15 protein-coding genes are annotated in these 19,000 nt (G+C 55.7%); 6 read left to right on the forward strand and 9 right to left on the reverse strand.

Features of this window, described 5'->3' with window-relative positions; all coding sequences use genetic code 11:
- Positions 1 to 19: 19 nt before the first annotated feature.
- The 3 genes from FD744_RS06820 to FD744_RS06830 all read right to left on the reverse strand — a co-directional run bounded on the left by FD744_RS06820 (position 20) and on the right by FD744_RS06830 (position 4,398).
- Positions 20 to 2,464, reverse strand: a complete 2,445-nt coding sequence (locus tag FD744_RS06820; protein WP_160867827.1) for a DUF3772 domain-containing protein — start codon at positions 2,462 to 2,464, stop codon at positions 20 to 22.
- Between the two features lie 226 nt (positions 2,465 to 2,690).
- Positions 2,691 to 3,620 carry a D-alanyl-D-alanine endopeptidase gene (gene pbpG / locus FD744_RS06825; RefSeq protein WP_034821245.1) on the reverse strand — a complete coding sequence of 310 codons (930 nt, stop codon included), beginning with the start codon at positions 3,618 to 3,620 and terminating at the stop codon, positions 2,691 to 2,693.
- Positions 3,621 to 3,810: 190 nt separating this feature from the next.
- Complete coding sequence (locus tag FD744_RS06830) at positions 3,811 to 4,398, reverse strand: Yip1 family protein (protein ID WP_034821054.1); 588 nt, start codon at positions 4,396 to 4,398, stop codon at positions 3,811 to 3,813.
- Positions 4,399 to 4,566: 168 nt separating this feature from the next.
- Between FD744_RS06830 and FD744_RS06835 the strand changes: the two genes are divergently transcribed.
- Complete coding sequence (locus FD744_RS06835) at positions 4,567 to 5,142, forward strand: DedA family protein (RefSeq protein ID WP_160867828.1); 576 nt, start codon at positions 4,567 to 4,569, stop codon at positions 5,140 to 5,142.
- Here FD744_RS06835 and FD744_RS06840 read toward each other — a convergent pair.
- Positions 5,139 to 5,918 carry an SDR family oxidoreductase gene (locus FD744_RS06840; protein ID WP_160867829.1) on the reverse strand — a complete coding sequence of 260 codons (780 nt, stop codon included), beginning with the start codon at positions 5,916 to 5,918 and terminating at the stop codon, positions 5,139 to 5,141. The genes FD744_RS06835 and FD744_RS06840 overlap by 4 nt on opposite strands.
- Positions 5,919 to 6,036: 118 nt before the next feature.
- Between FD744_RS06840 and FD744_RS06845 the strand changes: the two genes are divergently transcribed.
- Positions 6,037 to 7,851 carry a glycoside hydrolase family 15 protein gene (locus FD744_RS06845; RefSeq protein ID WP_058961596.1) on the forward strand — a complete coding sequence of 605 codons (1,815 nt, stop codon included), beginning with the start codon at positions 6,037 to 6,039 and terminating at the stop codon, positions 7,849 to 7,851.
- 198 nt (positions 7,852 to 8,049) lie between these two features.
- Positions 8,050 to 9,132: a L,D-transpeptidase family protein gene (locus tag FD744_RS06850; RefSeq protein ID WP_160867830.1), complete on the forward strand. Its 1,083-nt coding sequence runs from the start codon at positions 8,050 to 8,052 to the stop codon at positions 9,130 to 9,132.
- A 170-nt stretch (positions 9,133 to 9,302) separates the two neighbouring features.
- On the opposite strand, the gene FD744_RS06855 is transcribed toward FD744_RS06850, so the two are convergent.
- Positions 9,303 to 10,328 carry a transporter gene (locus tag FD744_RS06855; RefSeq protein ID WP_034821067.1) on the reverse strand — a complete coding sequence of 342 codons (1,026 nt, stop codon included), beginning with the start codon at positions 10,326 to 10,328 and terminating at the stop codon, positions 9,303 to 9,305.
- A gap of 165 nt (positions 10,329 to 10,493) precedes the next feature.
- Between FD744_RS06855 and FD744_RS06860 the strand changes: the two genes are divergently transcribed.
- Together FD744_RS06860 and ppk2 are read left to right on the forward strand one after the other, a co-directional pair.
- Positions 10,494 to 12,110: an inorganic phosphate transporter gene (locus FD744_RS06860; RefSeq protein ID WP_034821070.1), complete on the forward strand. Its 1,617-nt coding sequence runs from the start codon at positions 10,494 to 10,496 to the stop codon at positions 12,108 to 12,110.
- A 12-nt stretch (positions 12,111 to 12,122) separates the two neighbouring features.
- The gene (gene ppk2, locus FD744_RS06865) at positions 12,123 to 13,043 is read left to right on the forward strand and encodes a polyphosphate kinase 2 (RefSeq protein WP_034821073.1); all 921 of its coding nucleotides are present in this window, start codon (positions 12,123 to 12,125) and stop codon (positions 13,041 to 13,043) included.
- On the opposite strand, the gene FD744_RS06870 is transcribed toward ppk2, so the two are convergent.
- The gene (locus FD744_RS06870) at positions 13,040 to 14,245 is read right to left on the reverse strand and encodes an MFS transporter (RefSeq protein ID WP_160867831.1); all 1,206 of its coding nucleotides are present in this window, start codon (positions 14,243 to 14,245) and stop codon (positions 13,040 to 13,042) included. The two genes, ppk2 and FD744_RS06870, sit on opposite strands and share 4 nt — an antisense overlap.
- 493 nt (positions 14,246 to 14,738) lie before the next feature.
- Here FD744_RS06870 and FD744_RS06875 point away from each other — a divergent pair, with 493 nt between their 5' ends.
- Entirely contained in the window at positions 14,739 to 15,917 is a 1,179-nt protein-coding gene (locus tag FD744_RS06875; RefSeq protein ID WP_160867832.1) for a glycosyltransferase family 4 protein, read from the forward strand.
- 7 nt (positions 15,918 to 15,924) lie between these two features.
- Here the strand turns inward: FD744_RS06875 and dusC are convergent, their stop codons facing one another.
- The 3 genes from dusC to FD744_RS06890 all read right to left on the reverse strand — a co-directional run bounded on the left by dusC (position 15,925) and on the right by FD744_RS06890 (position 18,983).
- Positions 15,925 to 16,881 (reverse strand): tRNA dihydrouridine(16) synthase DusC, encoded by a 957-nt coding sequence (gene dusC / locus FD744_RS06880; protein WP_034821082.1) that lies wholly within the window; start codon positions 16,879 to 16,881, stop codon positions 15,925 to 15,927.
- Between the two features lie 4 nt (positions 16,882 to 16,885).
- A complete protein-coding gene (gene rhlE / locus FD744_RS06885; RefSeq protein WP_034821085.1) occupies positions 16,886 to 18,292 on the reverse strand; it encodes an ATP-dependent RNA helicase RhlE in 1,407 nt (468 codons plus the stop codon).
- Between the two features lie 298 nt (positions 18,293 to 18,590).
- Positions 18,591 to 18,983 (reverse strand): YbhQ family protein, encoded by a 393-nt coding sequence (locus tag FD744_RS06890; RefSeq protein ID WP_034821088.1) that lies wholly within the window; start codon positions 18,981 to 18,983, stop codon positions 18,591 to 18,593.
- Positions 18,984 to 19,000 lie beyond the last annotated feature (17 nt).

Genomic DNA, 19,000 nt, shown 5'->3' on the forward strand with positions numbered 1-19,000 from the left:
CCGAGAGCCGCCCAATGGATTATGGCAGTTGCTCGCCCTCTTCCTGCGTGGCCGCTGGCACGGCTCGACGTTCAATGATCATCGTCTGCGGTGTGGACAGCACAATGCCCTCTTTGCGCAGGCGCGTCAGAATATCGAATAGCAGGTCACTCTTAGCGCTGGAGATCTGACGCTGGCCCGCCACGTTGCCGGTGACGCTCAACACGATGCCCGCAGAGGTCAAATCCTTGAATGAGACGGATGGCTCAGGCGTTTCCAGAATGCGCTCGTTCTCCTGGTAAACCTCCAGCAGAATCTCACGCACGCGCACCGGATCAATATCCAGCGGGAAGGTCAACATAATGGTCACAACACCCTGTGCATTGCCCATGGTGGCGTTACGCACGTTCTGTGAGATGAACTGTGAGTTCGGCACAATCACCGTGGATTTATCACTCAGCTGAATCTCGGTGGCACGCACATTGATACGGCGAATATCCCCTTCAATGCCGCTGATACTCACCAGATCGCCCACTTTTACCGGGCGCTCGGTTAACAGAATCAAACCGGAGATAAAGTTCTTCACGATCTCTTGTAAGCCGAAACCGATACCGACCGACAAGGCACTGACGATCCACGCCAGTTTGTTCCACTGCAGGCCCATGATCGACAGCGTCAGCAGAATGATCAGCACATAGCCGATATTGCTGAACAGCGTCACCAGCGACACACGCATGCCCACGTCCATGGTGGTTTTTGGCAGGAAATCTTTATCCAGCCAGCGACGCACCGAACGTAGCACATAGATGCCCACCACCAGACACAAAATGGCATTCACCATATGCGCCGGCACGATGTTCAACGACTCCAGCCCTTTGCCGCCCCAGAACTCAATCACTTTCTGAATCAGCTCGATCGGCGTTGAAGAGGCGAAGGTGCCGTTTAGCAGCGCCAGCACCACAATACCGATCAGTGCGGTTTTACCAACTGCGCCCAGCAGCGTAGCCGCCTGCTGCAGATGGCGTTCATCAATGTTTAACGAGGTCTGCAGACGTTTGCCGGTGGCGTTGTTAGTAGAAAACAGGCTTTCACAGCCGTCATTGATCAAATGACTGAGGAAGTAGAACGAGCCAAACAGAATGCCGCACCAAATCACCTCATAACCGAGGAAGCGGGCCAGCGTGACATAACCGATGATCAACGAAATCAGAATCGCCAGCGCGGTCAGGGTCAACGCCAGCTGAACCAGCCCAACGATAGTGGGACGCGCTTCCGGTGGATTCCCCTCTTGCGCCAGGCGACGGCGCACGCGGTTGGTACGCATGCTAATCGCCAGGCCGGTGGTACCGATCAACAGCGCCGTCAGGCCGTTGGCGAAGATGGTGGTGTTCAGGCTGGTGCCGACGCTGTAGTTAAAGGACTCTGCGGTCTGGAAAATAAACACCAGCGCAGCGGTAATCGGCGGGAACGGCTTCAGCGCCTGCGCGACTTCATTGGAGATGCTTGGCAATCGCCAGCTCGGACGGCGCGTCGACAGGAAAGCACGGCCCAAGCCGGCGATCAAACCGCAATAAACGCTGAGTTGTACCAGACGCTCAACAAAATCCTGCACGTCAGTCGAGACTTCATCACGGCGGGTAAACGCCAGCGCGATAAAGTTAAAGGTCAGCACCACCGCGGCCAAGGTGGTCAGCGCAATCGCTGCCGCCAGGAAACTACGGCGCAAACGCCCTTCCGGCATTTTGTGGATGCTCACCCAGGCGAGAAACTCTTCGCTGTAACGACGCCCCAGCGTCATCACCAGCATGGCCGCAATCAACCAGCCGATAGTGCCAAAGCGCCAGCCAGGCTCCCAGGAGAGTGCAGCGGTGTCCTGCAATTCAGCGATAAAGTCGCTGATTTTCTCGCCATCTAAATCCTGACGGCTGACCATGGGCGCCCAAAAGCGCGGCCCCAGGATGCTACCAGAGTTCAGCGCCAGCTGGCTCTTCAACTGATCACGGCGCAGGTTGACGATCTGGGAGGAAAGCACCAGCGCGCCATTTTTAATGCCATCGGCCTGCTTGATTTGATCGTCCAGTTTACTTTTCTGGCTCTCCAGCGAGGCGCGTTTGCGCGTCACTTCCGGCGTTTCTTTCACGCCACTGTCCGGTTTCGGTGCCGGACCCAGTACCGCTAGCTGCGCATCCAGTTGCTGACGCTGCGGGATCAGCGCCTGGCCTAAAGTTTCTGCGTTACCGGATAGCTCCAGCGCCATCTCATTGAGCTGGTTGAGCTGACTCTCATTGGTATCGCCTGACACCTGGCCTTTAATCTTGTCGAGGATTTTCTGCATTTTCGGCAGCTCAACCGCAGGATTGACCTTTGGTGCGGCGTCCTCTTGCTGAGCCGCGGCGGCAGTGTTGTCATCCGCGTAGCTCAGTGCCGGGCTTAACAGCACCAGCAGCAGTATAAATGGGGTAAATAGCGAACGAAGCTTGTACATATGAGTGAGATTCCAGCGCAATGACAGCCGATAAATGCCAGTTAACTTTAGATGGCGGCCAGTGTAGAGCGTAGCCGAAGCGGAAACTATAGGAATGAAGCTCGAAAACATTGGTGCTGACGATTAGGGATTTTTTTGGTCATTCGGGAGTACTTATCCCGCCAATCGGAAGCACTCACAGACGCACAATCCATTGTGCATCTGTGAAGGGAAACAGACGTCGTAATTACTCGTTGCTGGCCGTTTGCGACGATTTCTGCTTCTTGTAGGCCAGCGCCGCTGCCGGAACCGGTGCCGCTTTGCCGGTTTCCAGCCAGTCGCGCAGACGGTTGGCATCGGCAAAGTGGGTGTACTTGCCAAACGCATCCAGTACCACCAGCGCCACCGGACGGTTATTGATCACCGTGCGCATCACGAGGCAGTGGCCGGCTTCATCGGTATAACCGGTTTTAGTCAATGCGATACGCCAGTCGTTTTTGTACACCAGGTGATTGGTGTTACGGAACGGCAGCGCATAGTTCGGATGCTTGAACACCGCCGTATCCTCTTTGGTGGTGCTCAGTTCACCAATCAACGGATATTGACGCGTGGCTTTTGCCAGCTTGATCAAGTCTTCCGCATTGGAGACGTTGTGAATCGACAAACCTGTCGGTTCAACATAGTGGGTATGCGTCATGCCCAGCGCACGCGCTTTGGCATTCATCGCGCGGATAAAGGCGTCATAGCCACCTGGATAGTGATGCGCCAGGCTGGCGGCAGCACGGTTTTCCGATGACATCAGCGCCAGCAGCAGCATATTGCGGCGGCTGATTTCACTGTTCAATTTGACGCGCGAGAACACACCGCGCATCTCTGGCGTGTGGCTGATATCCACCGACAGCATCTCGTCCATCGGCAGTTTCGCATCCAGCACCACCATTGCAGTCATCAGCTTGGTGAGTGACGCGATAGGCCGCACACGATCCGGATGGCTGGAGAACAGCACTTTATTGGTTTCAAGATCGACAATCATGGCACTGCCGGAGGCGATTTGCGGTTGGGCAATCGGCGCCAGATTAGACAGCGCAGCAGGCGCGGCCAGTGCCGGAGTGACAGCTGCCGGTGCGGCGACAAATAGCGCCAGCGACAGCAAGGAAATACGCATTTTTACAGACATCGTGTCAAAAAAATCCGGTAAGGAGTTTTGCGCCGTGTTTAAGACACAGGCCGCGCGCATCAAACCAGACGGGATGCGGGCTGGCAGCAGCATAATACGCGCTTATCTGCGAAATTTCTTAGGTAGATTGTTTCTGAGCGTTAAAAAAACGGGAGACCTAATGGCCTCCCGTTCACGGTGTCGTTGCAGGTTAGAACAATCGTGGTCCGTAACCCCACAACACCACGGTCAGTGCCAGCAGCACTTCAAACACCAGCACACCAATCGCCAGTGTCGATCCTGAGAAGCGCATGCTCTCTTCACGATCAATATTGAGGAACACCGGAATGCCGACGTAAAGCAGATAACCGGTATAGAGTAACGCCACTGCGCCGACCAACACGCACAGCCACACCAGCGGATAAAGTGCCACCAGCCCACTAATAAATAACGGGGTAGCGACATAGCCAGCAAACACGGTACAGCGCTGAATGCTGGGACGCTGCGGATAATCGCGCGCCATCCAATGAATGACGCGGCCCATCACCGCCACGCCGCCTAAGATAATCAGATAGAAAAGAATGCCGAGACCGATGCCGGTCAGCAGGTTGAGTTGCACGAACTGCCCTTCGCCCAGATTCCAGCCCAGTTGTGTGGTACCGATAAAGGCACAGATCACCGGGATCGCTGCCATCATCAAAACATGGTGGGTGTAGTGGTGCGAAACGCTCTCGTTTTCTTGCTTGATATCGCGCATTTCCTGGTTAGGATGCGCCAGAAGACCCCAGACATGATTCATAAAATCACTCCTCTGATGCGACGGGCTGCCACTTCAGCGATCAGGCTGTCTCACTCAGGCAGCTTCCCTTCAAGTATAATCGGCGCGGCTGTTTTTGCGGACAGCGGCACAAAAAAAGCCGCTGGCGTATAAACTGTTACCTGAATCACTCGCGACAGGGAGGAAAATTTGCATCTCGATATCAATGGATTAATTACGCAGTACGGCTATCTGGCGTTGCTGATTGGCTGTATCGCGGAAGGGGAAACTTTTACCCTGCTGGGCGGCGTGGCGGCGCATGAAAGCCTGCTGCACTTCACCGGCGTGGTGCTGGCCGCGATGGTGGGAGGAATTATCGGCGATCAGCTGCTGTTCTGGCTGGGCCGTCGCTACGGTACGCGCATTCTGCGCCGTTTCCGTAAACATGAAGATACCATTCGTAAAGCCAATCGCCTGATTCAGAAGCGCCCGAGTCTGTTTGTGATTGGCGTGCGCTTTATGTACGGCTTCCGCATTATTGGCCCGATCATCATCGGTACCAGCCGGTTAAAACCGCTGCGCTTCTTTGTGCTCAACGTGATAGGCGCCGCGCTCTGGTCGCTGATCTTTGTCACCCTGGGTTACTTCGCCGGGGAGATCATTACTCCGTGGCTGCATAAACTCGACCAGCATCTTAAACATTTGCTGTGGCTGGTGGCGGCGATTGTGTTCGGCATCGCGCTGCGTTACGTGATTCGCCGCTGGAACCGCCGCCGGGCGGATTAGTGGTGATAACCTTTAAACTGCGGGTTGGCCAACATAAAGCCACCGTCAACAATAAACGATTGTCCGGTGGTATAGGTCGCCCATTCCGAACACAACCACGCGACTAAACTTGCCACTTCACGCGTATCGCCGGGCCGTCCAATCGGAATTTCCGGCATACGTGTGCTGCGCGCCTGATCGTCAGTCAGATGGTTCATCGCAGTAGCAATCGCGCCCGGTGCAACCGCATTCACCAGAATGCGATGGGGCAACAAACTCAGCGCCATCGATTTGGTCAGACCGCCGAGCGCATGTTTCGCCGCGGTGTAAGCGGTGGCATCCGGCAACGGAGTGTGTTCATGCACTGAAGTGATGTTAATGATGCGCCCGCCATCGCCCTGATCGACCATATGGCGGGCGGCGATCTGTCCGCAGATAAATGAACCATCCACATCGACGCTGAACGTTTTGCGCCAATCTTCAAAGGTGACGTCGAGAAAATCGGCTTTCATCATCACGCCCGCATTGTTGACCAATACGTCAATGCGACCCAGTGAATTGATGAGCTGCGCCAGTTGCTTGCCCCCTTCTTGCGGATCGGAGAGATCCAGCTGTCGCACCTGTGCGGTTTGCCCTTTGCTTTCGACCAGTCGCGCTGTTTCCTGCGCCCCCGCTTCATCTGAGCGCCAGGTGATCCCTAACGTGTAGCCCGCTTCGGCCAGCATGACGGCACAGCTGCGGCCAATGCCGGAATCGGATGCGGTAACCACGGCCACTTTCTGTTTGCCCAGTGCCATAACATTCTCCTGCGTGATGGGTGTCCTCACAGTATAGAAGTTATCGATCTGTGCCTCGGGTCAGCCGAAAAAACCCTTTCGTCTATAGTTAACAATCAGATGCAGTCAAGGAGGCAGGATGAGCAAAATTAAACGCAGAATTGATGATCACGGCGTGATTGGGGATTTACGGACCTGTGCATTGATCGCCAATGAGGGCACCATTGATTATCTCTGCTGGCCCGAGTTAGACAGCCCATCCGTGTTTGCTGCGTTGCTGGATGGCGATGATGCCGGTCTGTTCTCACTGGCACCCGACTGGAAAAATGCGCGCCAGCAGCAGCTCTATCTGCCGGACACCAATATTTTACAGACGCGCTGGTTAGGCGATGCGGGCGTGGCGGAGATCACCGATTACATGCCGATCTGCGACCAGCCCAATAAAGTGCCGCGACTGGTACGTCGGGTCAAAATGGTGCGCGGCTCGGCCACCTTCAATTTGCTGTGCGCCCCGCGCCATGATTATGCCCGTGCTGAAACCCATACCGAACTGCGCCCCGGTGGCGTGGCCTTTCTTGCCGAAGGCCAGCCCGCGTTACGGCTGAGTGCTACGGTGGTGATGACCCGTGAAAACCACAGTGCAGTTGCCGAATTTACCCTCAAAGCCGGGGAATCTGCTGAGTTTGTATTTGGCAGCGATGACGATCCCTTCGTGGCGGAGATTGCCACTGAACAGTGCTTCAGTGACACACTGGCCTACTGGCGGCGCTGGAGCAGCCACAGTACGTATCGCGGACGCTGGCAGGAAATGGTGACGCGATCCGCACTGGCACTCAAACTACTTACCTCGAAACAGCACGGTTCGATTGCGGCTGCAGCGACCTTTGGTTTGCCGGAAGAGTTAGGCGGCGAGCGCAATTGGGATTATCGCGCCTCGTGGATCCGCGATGCCTCCTTCAGCATGTATGCGCTGATGCGGCTGGGTTATGTGGAAGAAGCGCGAGACTTTACCCATTGGGTGGGGCGCTGCGTCGAGCACAGTCATGACGACACGCCACACCTGCAGGTGATGTATCGCCTGGACAGCGGCACCGAACTGCATGAAACCGAGTTGCTCAATCTTTCCGGCTATGCCAACTCGCGCCCGGTGCGCATCGGCAATGATGCGTGGCGGCAGACCCAGCTGGATATTTACGGCGAACTGATGGATGCCATTTACCTTGCCAATAAATACGGTGAAGCCATTTCACAGCGTGGCTGGCGGCATGTGTCCGACATGATTGATTATGTCTGCGGCAACTGGAACCAGCCCGATGCCGGTATCTGGGAGATGCGCGGTGAGCCGGAGCACTTTCTGCATTCGCGCCTGATGTGCTGGGTGGCGTTGGATCGCGCCCTGCGTCTCGGTCTGAAGCGTTCGTTGCCAATGCCGTATGAGCGCTGGGATCGTGTGCGCAGTGAAATTCGCGACGACATCTGGCAAAACTTCTGGAACCCGGAACTGGGTCATTTCACTGCCACACGCGGCGGCAAGTTCCTGGACGCATCCATGCTGTTGATGCCGCTGGTGCGCTTTGTCAGCTCCACCGATCCTGACTGGATCGCCACCCTTGACGCGATTAAAACCCACCTGGTGAGCGACGGTTTAGTGCGCCGCTATAACATTAGCGAAACGCCTGCCGATGCCTTAACCGGGGGTGAAGGTTCCTTTGCCGCCTGTTCCTTCTGGTATGTGGAGTGTCTGGCGCGGGCCGGGCGCGTGCATGAGGCGCATTTTGAGTTTGAAAAGCTGCTGAGCTATGCCAATCCCCTGGGATTGTACGCTGAGGAATTTACTACGCATGGCGAAGCGCTTGGGAATATGCCGCAGGCGCTGTCGCATCTGGCGTTAATCAGTGCCGCTTTTTTCCTCAATCGTAAATTGAGTAATGAAGTGACGCTGTGGCAGCCTTAAGAAAATTCACATTTTGGGCGGTACGGCAACGAGATGGGTCGGGAAATGCCCACTAATTAAGTAAAGTATCATCAGCCATTGAAAATCCTGATTCCCATCACTGCGCCTATGCACATATAATGCGCACCGGGTCATTGAGACCAAGATGGATTCGACACACTGACAAGCCTGAAACACGGCTATAACGACTTGAAAAACATGAAAAAGAGCATTCGCGCGTTCGCTTCACTTGCTTTAGTACTGGCGGCGTTAAGCCAGTCGGCATTCGCAGTAGTGTATCCGCTGCCAGCGGCTAACAGCCGTTTGATCGGCGAAAACCTTGAAATCACCGTGCCTGATGACAGCCGACTTCCGCTGGAAGCCTTCGCTGCTCAGTACCAGATGGGCCTCAGCAACATGCTGGAAGCCAATCCGGGCGTTGATGTTTATCTGCCAAAAGCGGGCACCAAAATGGTGATCCCTCAGCAGCTGATTCTGCCTGACGCCCCGCGTGAAGGCATCGTGATCAACAGCGCGGAAATGCGTCTTTACTACTACCCGAAAGGCACCAAGACCGTGGTTGTGCTGCCAATCGGTATCGGCGAACTGGGCAAAGACACGCCAGTGAACTGGACCACGACGGTTCAGCGTAAAAAAGCCGGTCCAACCTGGACGCCGACCAAAGCGATGCACGCAGAATACGCATCACGTGGCGAAAGCATTCCAGCGGTATTCCCGGCAGGTCCGGATAACCCGATGGGCCTGTATGCGCTGTATATCGGCCGCCTGTACGCAGTTCACGGTACTAACGCCAACTTCGGTATCGGTTTACGCGTGAGCCACGGCTGTGTGCGTCTGCGTGCTGACGACATCAAATGGCTGTTCGACAACGTGCCGGTTGGTACTCGCGTACAGTTTATCGATCAGCCGGTGAAAGCCACCGTTGAGCCAGATGGTTCTCGCTATGTAGAAGTGCACAACCCACTTTCTACTACCGAAGAGCAGTTCAACTCACGTGAAGTGGTGCCGATTACGCTGACCGCTGCGGTAACCAAAGTGATTGCCGATGGCAGCACTAACCAGGATGCAGTGAACAACGCTATCCAGGCGCGTAACGGTATGCCAGTTAAGATCAATGGCCCGCAGGGTGAAGTGATGCCTGCGCCGGTGCCGGTACAGGAATCTTCTGACGCCACGCCGAAAGAAGAGCCGATGACTCCGCAAGGTGCCAGTGCCGTTGCACCGCAGAGTGATGTGCCTCCGGCTGCTCAGCCTGCACCAGCGACCGGCAACAGCCTGTAATCGCTGACTCGCCATGCAGTAAAAAGCCAGCCCATTGCGGCTGGTTTTTTTATGGGCGCAAAAACCTATTACCCGACTCGACTGACCACAAAATGGTGACTTATGTGGTCGTTCTGATCTATTACCTGTGTGCCCGGTAGTCCCTTGATGCGCGCCTGGATGCCTGGGCATCATTCCCGCCGCCGTCTCAGCGCCAGCCAGCCCGCCACCAGGGTAAACACCAACACCACAATCACCAACAGTAAGAAACCGTGCGGATTATTTGCCAGCGGAATCCCGCCCACGTTCATACCGAAAAAGCCGGCAATGATGTTAATCGGCAGCGCCAGCACGGTGATCACCGTCAGTAAAAACAGCGTGCGGTTACTCTGCTCCATCAAACTCGCGGCAATCTCTTCCTGCAACAAGCGAATGCGTTCCATCAGTCCCGCCAGGTCATTCAATGCCACGCTGAACTCTTCCGTAAAGATGCGCAATTCACTGAGCGGTTCGCGCTTAAGCCACTTTGGTGGCCGATTTAACAAACGAAATAGCGCGGCGGGTTCCGGTGCCAGCAAACGCTGCACACGCAGTAGCATACGGCGCAAATGGCCCAACTCACTGCGGTTGGTTTTAATCGCTGCACTGAGCAAACGCTCTTCAATGGCATCCACCGCCTGACTGGAGCGACGCACCACTTGCTCCAATTGCGCTTCCTGCTCACCCAGCAACCACAACAGCATCGCATCCGGCTCGGCGAACGGGAGACGATCAATTTGCTGATGCATGCGTTCAATCATTCCCACCGGGCGGTAACGCGCGGTGACAATGGTGTGCGCACAGCACCAAATCCACAACGTCGCGTTCTGTGTGCTGCGCTCTTCTTTGCTGAACGTCACATCATTAAGCACCGCCAGCAGCGCATCGTTTTGATGGGCCAAACGTGTGCGCGGTGAAGCAGAATGGATCTCATCGAAAAAATCATCGTCTACACTAAAGTGGTCCTGAACCCAGCGCTCGGCACGGGCATGGTTCAGGTTGATGTGTAGCCAAAGAAAATAGGATTCCGGCAAATTTTGCTGCGCGAGCTGCGAAGCTTCACGCGCGTTGAGCCGCTGTGGCGGTGCTTCCGGCGTGAACAGATACCCATGGATGAGTCCGGCCACTTCATTATTGAAGTCCGGCAATGAGGCAAGCGGCAAGACAGGCTGGAGCATGGCAGCGTGAGGATCCCGAAGCGGTCAGATCCACAGACTGCGACAGCCGTGTTACAGCAAGATGACAGAGCGTGATCGCGATCATCATTCTGTCATACAAACCACGTATCACACTGCGGGTAACGGATGCCAATCGAGCATCGTCAATCCACACCGGGGTGTGTTATGGCTGAAAACAGTTTACCTGCATCTACATCAACATCATCGTCCCAAAACGGACGCCCGAATCTTAACCAGGGCAACGGAAAAATCTCACGCATCATCTTCCTGATCCTGCTGTGCGGCGGCCTGCTGTTCACCGCCATCAACCTGTTTAATGACGTGGAGGAGACCGGCGCGCCTGTCACCAGCTATACGCCGTTCCTGCTGCTGGGCGTGGCTTTAGTGATTGCGCTCGGCTTTGAGTTTGTTAACGGCTTCCACGATACCGCCAATGCTGTCGCCACCGTGATTTATACCCATTCGCTGTCGCCGGGTGTGGCCGTGGTGTGGTCTGGCTTCTGCAACTTCCTCGGCGTGTTGCTCTCCAGCGGCGTGGTGGCGTTTGGCATTATCTCGCTGCTGCCGGTGGAGCTGATTCTGCAGGCAGGCAGCGGCAACGGCTTCGCCATGGTGTATGCGCTGCTGTTCTCGGCCATCATCTGGAACCTCGGCACCTGGTATTTCGGCCTGCCAGCCTCCTCTTCGCATACGCTGATCGGTTCGATCATCGGCGTGGGCGTGGCGAATGCCCTGCTGCACGGTCGTAGTGGTACCAGCGGTGTGGATTGGGATCAGGCGATCAAAGTGGGTTACGCCCTGCTGCTGTCGCCGATTGTCGGCTTTATCTGTGCGGCGCTCCTGCTGCTGGCGATGAAGGCCTTTATCCGCAACCGCCAGCTGTATGAAGCACCAAAGGGCAATCAGCCTCCACCGGCATGGATTCGCGGCCTGCTGATCCTGACTTGTACCGGCGTCTCTTTCGCTCACGGCTCAAACGACGGCCAGAAAGGCATGGGCCTCATCATGCTGATTCTGGTCGGCACCATGCCGATTGCCTACGCCCTGAACCGTTCACTGCCGCCGGATCAAATCCCGCGCGTGGCCGCGTTAACTCAGGTCACTGAACAGCAACTGCTAACGCTGCAACCGGCACCGGCTGCAATGCCCGCACCGCGTGAAGTACTGACCGAGTTTGTGCGCACCAGCCAGAACCGCCCTCAGGTACTCCCTGCCCTTGGCATGATGCTGGGCGATATCGGCGATCAGATCCGCCGTTATGGTGCGGTGGAAAATATCCCTGCCCAGGCAGTGACCAACACCCGTAACGATATGTATCTTGCCTCCGAAACCATCAAACATCTGCAATCGGCCAAAGTCGCGCTGCCGGAAGAGATTGCCAGCAATCTTACTGCGGTGAAGAAAGAGCTGGATGCCGCCACGCGCTTTATCCCGATGTGGGTGAAAGTGGTGGTCGCAATTGCCCTTGGCCTCGGCACCATGGTGGGCTGGCGCCGCATTGTGGTCACCGTCGGTGAGCGCATCGGCAAAACCCATCTGACCTACGCACAGGGTGCCAGTGCGGAGCTGGTGGCGATGGCGACCATCGGCGCAGCGGATGTCTTCGGCTTGCCGGTCTCCACTACGCACGTGCTGTCATCAGGCGTAGCGGGTTCAATGGCCGCCAACAAATCTGGTCTGCAGCTCTCAACGATTCGTAACCTCGCGCTGGCGTGGGTACTGACGCTGCCGGTCTCGGTCTTACTTTCAGGGCTGCTTTACGCTCTGTTTATTCATCTGTAACGGGGAAAAGTCATGGCGACACACGACAATAGCTTCCACAGCGAGACATTTAATGCGCGTCTGCTGCAGGAGTTTTACGACAGCTACGACGAAGAGCTGGAAATGGAGCTGGACGATCTGCGCTTCAATGATAATGGCGAACCGCAGCAGGAAGGCGATAAGGCTTTCCGCCGCCGCTACTTCCGTGAGCTGCTGCATCTGCAGGGCGAGCTGGTGAAGTTGCAGGATTGGGTAATGCGTACCGGACATCGCGTGGTGATTTTGTTTGAAGGCCGTGATGCCGCCGGGAAAGGCGGGGTGATCAAGCGTATCACCCAGCGTTTAAACCCGCGCACCTGTCGCGTCGCCGCTCTGCCCGCACCGAACGATCGTGAGAAAACACAGTGGTATTTCCAGCGCTACATTGCTCACTTGCCTGCAGCCGGTGAAATGGTGTTGTTTGACCGCAGCTGGTACAACCGCGCAGGCGTTGAGCGCGTGATGGGCTTCTGTAACGAAGCCGAAGTGGAAGAGTTTTACCGCAGCGTGCCGGAATTTGAAAAAATGCTGACTCGCAGCGGCATTCAGATCATCAAATACTGGTTCTCGATTACCGATGAAGAGCAGGAGCTGCGCTTCCTGAGCCGCATCCACGATCCGCTGAAACAGTGGAAATTGAGCCCGATGGACCTCGAAAGCCGTCGCCGCTGGGAAGATTACACCGAAGCGAAAGAAGAGATGCTGGAGCGCACCCATATTCCTGAAGCGCCATGGTGGGTGGTACAAGGTGTGGATAAGAAGCGTGCGCGTCTGAACTGCATCAGCCATCTGCTGCAACAGGTACCCTACGAAGAGAGTGAGAGCAAAACCATTATGTTACCGACGCGCGAACGTCATGAAGATTATCGCCGCGCGCCAGTGCCAGAAAACATGGTGGTACCTGAGAAATATTAATGAACAGTTTGCACGGCTGCCTGGCGGCCGTGCTGCTGTTGCAGACGCAACGTAATGGCAAATGCGCCCAGCACCATCAGGGCCGCCGCCAGATACACTGACTGCATCCCCCAATGACCAATTAGCAACCCCGCCACCGGACCCGTCAATCCCAGCCCTAAATCGAGAAACGCCGAATACGTCCCCAACGCCGATCCCTGATCCTGCTGCTGCACGCGTTTAACCGCTTCCACGCCCAGCGCCGGGAACACCAGTGAGAAACCACCGCCGGTCAGGAACGCGCCGATATCCACCAGCCAGCTGCTGTCGGCCTGCCAGATTAACAGCAGACCGGCACACTCCAGCACAAACGACACCAGCGACACTTTCAAGCCGCCGAAACGGGTGATGTAGCGGCCACCGGCCAGTCGCACCAGTACAAAGCCCAGGCTGAACAAGGTCAGGGCAAAGGCGGCGCCGCTCCAGTCGCGGCTGGCAAAATAGAGCGTGATAAACGTCGAGATGACGCCAAAGCCGATGGTGCCGAAGCCCAGTGCCAGCCCGAACAGCCAGACGCGGCTGACCACGCGATGAAAAGGAATACGCACGCCCGCAGTGACGCTGACCGCCGCCTTACGACTCGCCATGCAGAAACCGATCACGCCCATCAACGCCACGAGTCCGGCAAACCCGCTGATGCCGAACATTTGATTGAGCAGCACTCCGAGCGGTGCGCCTATCGCCATCGCAAAGTAGGTGGCAACGCCATTCCAGGAGATCACACGCGCCGTCTGCAGCGGTCCGACAAGGTTCATCCCCCACAGTGTCGAACCCGTGCTGCTAAAGCTTTCTCCCACGCCCAAAAACAGCCTACCCACCGCTAAAAGCACCAGACTCAGCATGGGTGTTGCGGTAAACAACGCGGCGAGAAGAGAGAGCACGCCGCTCATACCGCAGCACACCAATCCCATCATCACCACGCGTTTCGGGCCATAGCGATCGGCCAGGCGGCCCGAATGCGGACGACTGAGCAGCGTGGCGAAGTACTGCAGGCTGATGATCAACCCGGCGATGAACGAGCTGAAACCCAGCTGGTTATGCACAAATCCCGGCAGCACCGCGAGCGGCAGCCCTACTGAGAGATAGCAGAAGAAGGTGAAGACAATAACGGAAATGATGCGTTTATTTAACTGAGCATGACTCAGTACAGCGGCGTCAGACATAAGTGATGGCATTACAAATGAATGTGAAACGCTACTATAGCGCAATTAGCGTTGAGCTTGAACCTGACTTTACCTGGAACTGTGTCATGGCTTAATTCTGTATATTTCTATTATCGCTTTTATTGAAATATCGCCCCGGTAATTTCACTTTCCATTAATAATCAAACTTAATTCAATTTCATTTATGCATTGTTCTGACAAATCTGAAAAAAAACAACAATCGGAAAACGATTAACCAAAAACATTCCATTAAAAGAGCAGCAAAACCAACTGTTAATCCCTTCAGGTCGAATGAGTGCAGAGAGAGGCGCGCGCAATCATTCACATTAAGACATAGATCCCGCCCCTGATTGCCTTTAGGTTACAGATTATTCAATCAAACTTTGATCGTTACTTTCGGTGCGTAATCCACTTGATGACGTGGAACCCGCGCACCCGATTAAACCCATCTCTAACCTCTGTTCATTCTGTTCCCTACCGACCAGGAGAGATTATGAAGATAATCACCAGTGGAAGCGGATATCCTGAAAAAAGAAATATCATCACCAACCCACACAATAAATATATTGATTGTCGCAAAAAGAATATCTACTTCTATTTAAATGCCGTCAGAGCAAGAATCTTACATAAAAATAAACAATTTATTTTTCTCCCGCTTCCCGGCTTGCTGCCACATGATGCGGATGTCATTCACCTCTTCAACGAAGTGGCCGACACCAAAAGGAACTGGATCGCCACTTTTGAAACCGAAATCCCGCGCGTACTGCCGGTGCCTGGAGTGGCGAAGTTCGACAATCCTCAACTGAAGTCGCAACTGCAATTAATCGCCAGAACGGAATGCCTGACGTTGATTGCCATCTCGCAAGCAACGCTTAACATCCAGCTGAAGCTGCTCGACGCCTTTCCCGCGATCAAAGCCGCCGTTAGACACAAGCTTAACGTCCTGCATCCGCCGCAGCCGCTGCTGTGCGTCAAACCGCGTCTGATCTCGCCGGGAGAAATTCGTTTCATCTTTATCGGCAATGAGTTCTATCGCAAAGGCGGCGCGGAAGTGGTGCTGGCTATCTCCCAATTAACTGAAGAGGATGTGTTCACTCGCGGTCAGATTCAGGTGACGCTAATCGGTGACATCACGCAACGGCATAATATCGCCCACCGACATTTTCAGGATGATGAGGCGTTCTACTCGCGCATTGAACACCTCATCAAAATCTCGCCGCACATTCAGCATTTCACCACCCTGCCCAACAATCAGGTGCTGACCTTGCTGCAGCATTCGCACGTGGGATTGCTGCCCAGCTGGCAGGATACTTACGGCTTCTCGGTGCTGGAGATGCAAGCCAGTGGCTGTCCGGTGATCACCACCAACATTCGCGCCTTGCCGGAGATCAATCCACCCGGTACAGGGTGGCTGATTCAGCAGCCGGTCAATGACGAATATGAGTTTGTGGTGGATTCGCAGGAGAGCAAACTGCAGATACGCCGGCAAATCGTGCAACAGCTTAAGGCGCATATCATTGATATTTTGCGTAATCCGGGCGTGATCACGCAATACTCTGCGCAATCACTGAAGCGAATTGCTGAGCAGCACGATCCGGGGAAATTCAGCGAGCAACTTGCCCACTTCTATTCAGCCAGCAAGCAGATGCACTACACAACGGCGTTTAAATGAGGAAGGGTTAAACCGGTGCGGTTAACTGAAGGGCGTGGCGTTCAATTGCCGTGGCAATCTCAGCAGATACGCGCAGAGTGCGGATCTCACTGAACAGCCCATCGGCTTCGTTATAGGCTTTACGCAGATAACCGAGCCACTGTTTGATGCGGGCGACGTGATACATGCCGGTATCGCCCTGCTTCTCTAACTGCGTGTATTTGAGCAGCAGTTCGACCACTTGCGGCCACGGCATCGGCGCTTCGTTGTATTTCACCACACGGCCGAGGTTCGGGATGTTGAGCGCACCGCGCCCCAGCATCACCGCGTCGCAACCGGTGATGCGCAGACAGTCTTGCGCATCCTGCCAGCTCCAGATCTCACCGTTGGCGATCACCGGAATCGACAAACGCTGGCGAATTTCACCAATCGCCTGCCAGTTGATGCTCTCAGCGCGGTAGCCATCTTCTTTGGTACGGCCGTGCACCACCAGTTCGCTGGCCCCGGCCTGCTGCACTGCGTCGGCAATTTCAAAGCGACGCTCACCCGAATCCCATCCCAGACGCACTTTCACCGTGACGGGAAGGTGATCGGGCACGGCTTCGCGCATCGCTTTCGCGCCGCGATAAATCAGCTCAGGATCTTTGAGTAAAGTGGCGCCGCCGCCGCTGCCATTCACCAGTTTTGATGGACAGCCGCAGTTGAGATCGACGCCCCAGGAGCCGAGTTCTACTGCACGCGCGGCGTTTTCTGCCAGCCACTCAGGATATTGCCCGAGTAGCTGCATACGCACGCGCGTACCGGAAGCCGTTCGGCTGCTGTTGTGCAGCTCGGGACACAAACGGTAGAAGGATTTTACTGGCAGCAGCTGATCGACCACGCGTAAAAACTCAGTAACGCACAGATCATAATCATTTACCCCGGAGAGCAGTTCGCGTACCAGCGAATCCAGCACGCCCTCCATCGGCGCCAGTAATACCCTCATCGCGTTAGATGTTCCCGCTCTTTTTCGCTGCCGGACGACGACGACCGCTGTTGGCGGCTGGCGCGTTTTGAGCGGCACTGCTGCCCTGACGACGTGCAGGACGCGCTTCGCCTTGTGGACGTGCGCCATTGCCACCCTGTGGACGCTGACCGTTGCCGCTGTGCGGACGAGAGACGTTACCGCCCTGCCCACGTCCCTGGCCACCCTGACCACGGCCCTGGCCGCGACCCTGCTGCTGGCGACCGTTCTGGATCGGTTCCGCTTTGATGCTAGGGTCCACTTCGAAACCTTCCAGCTCAATGCGCGGAATTTCACGCTTCAGCAAACGCTCAATATCACGCAGCAGTTTGTGTTCATCGACACACACCAGTGACAGCGCGGCGCCGGTTGCCGCAGCACGGCCGGTACGACCAATACGGTGCACATAATCTTCCGCCACGTTTGGCAGCTCGTAGTTCACCACGTGTGGTAATTCTTCGATGTCCAGACCACGCGCGGCGATATCCGTTGCCACCAGCACACGAATGCCACCGGATTTAAAGTCAGCTAACGCACGGGTACGCGCGCCCTGGCTTTTGTTACCGTGGATTGCCGCTGCGGTGATGCCATCTTTGTTCAGCTGTTCAGCCAGATGGTTGGCGCCGTGTTTGGTACGGGTGAACACCAGCACTTGCTGCCAGTTATCGCGACCAATCATCAGCGACAGCAGTTCCCGCTTACGCTTCTTATCAACGAAGTGTACTTGCTGTGAAACTTGCTCAGAGGCGGTGTTACGACGCGCCACTTCAACCTGCTCTGGGTTGGTCAGCAGTTTTTCCGCCAGGGTTTTGATCTCATCAGAGAAGGTGGCAGAGAACAGCAGGTTCTGACGTTTTGCCGGCAGACGCGCCAGTACACGGCGAATGTCGTGGATGAAGCCCATATCGAGCATGCGATCCGCTTCATCCAGCACCAGAATTTCAACCTGTGACAGATCAACCGCATTTTGATGTGCCAGATCCAGCAGACGGCCTGGCGTCGCCACCAGCACATCCACACCCCCGCGCAGTTTCATCATCTGCGGGTTGATGCTCACGCCACCGAAGACCACCAGTGAGCGGATATTAAGATACTGACTGTATTCACGAACGTTCTCGCCCACCTGCGCCGCCAGTTCACGGGTTGGGGTGAGGATGAGTGCACGCACCGGACGGCGACCACGCGCCGTGCTCGGATTGGCAGAAAGACGCTGCAACAGTGGCAGCGTGAAACCGGCGGTTTTACCGGTACCGGTTTGGGCGCTCGCCAGCAGGTCACGGCCCGCCAGCACCACGGGAATGGCCTGACGCTGAATTGGCGTCGGTTCCTGGTAGCCTTGTTCCGCTACCGCACGCAAAATATCGGCACTTAAGCCGAGAGAGTCAAATGACATGCAGGTGTATTACTCCGAACCGCCCTGTTCGCCGTCAGCGATGTAGTTTTCAGGGGGTATATGACGCAAGCCTGGTGGGCTCACGTGTGAAAAGGGCACAAACTACCATGCGTAAGGGCGGGAGTTTAGCAGGTTTCCGCTGCCACCGCGACTGACAATAGTCACGGCGCTGTAACATGATGTTGGTAGTCTTCCCGTCGTGGCACGAGTCGCGCCGTTGCTCTCTGCGCCCGTAATTGCGCTGCGCATAAAAAAGGAGCCGCATGCGGCTCCTTTCAGTTCGCAACTGAGCTTTCGCTTAGCTGCGCTTTTTCTCCACGCGATGCGCGGGTTCTTTCGCCAGCAAGGATACCAGCGCCGGACCCACCAACATCACCACGCCCAGGCAACCGATCAACAGATTGTTGTGGATGAAGCGGGAGATCAGGAACAGCGTCAGCATCGCTGCGCCGAAGTAGTACGTTGTTGTGACTTCTTCCAGCGCGTCACCCATGCGACGCAAACGGGCACTACGCTGCAGAGCCAGCATGGCGATAAACACCACCGCATAAGCTGCTACCAGGGTACTGCTCACTTCAACCAGCGCCTTGTGTTTCCAGCCCCAAACCAGCGCGGCGATCACCAGCAGGTGCATCGCAATATGCAAACAGGTTTGACCGGTAACGATCTGAACACGATTAGACCATTTCATTCTCTTCTCCTGGCAGA

This window comes from Pantoea sp. Taur (genome assembly GCF_009830025.1).
Classification (GTDB): domain Bacteria; phylum Pseudomonadota; class Gammaproteobacteria; order Enterobacterales; family Enterobacteriaceae; genus Pantoea; species Pantoea communis.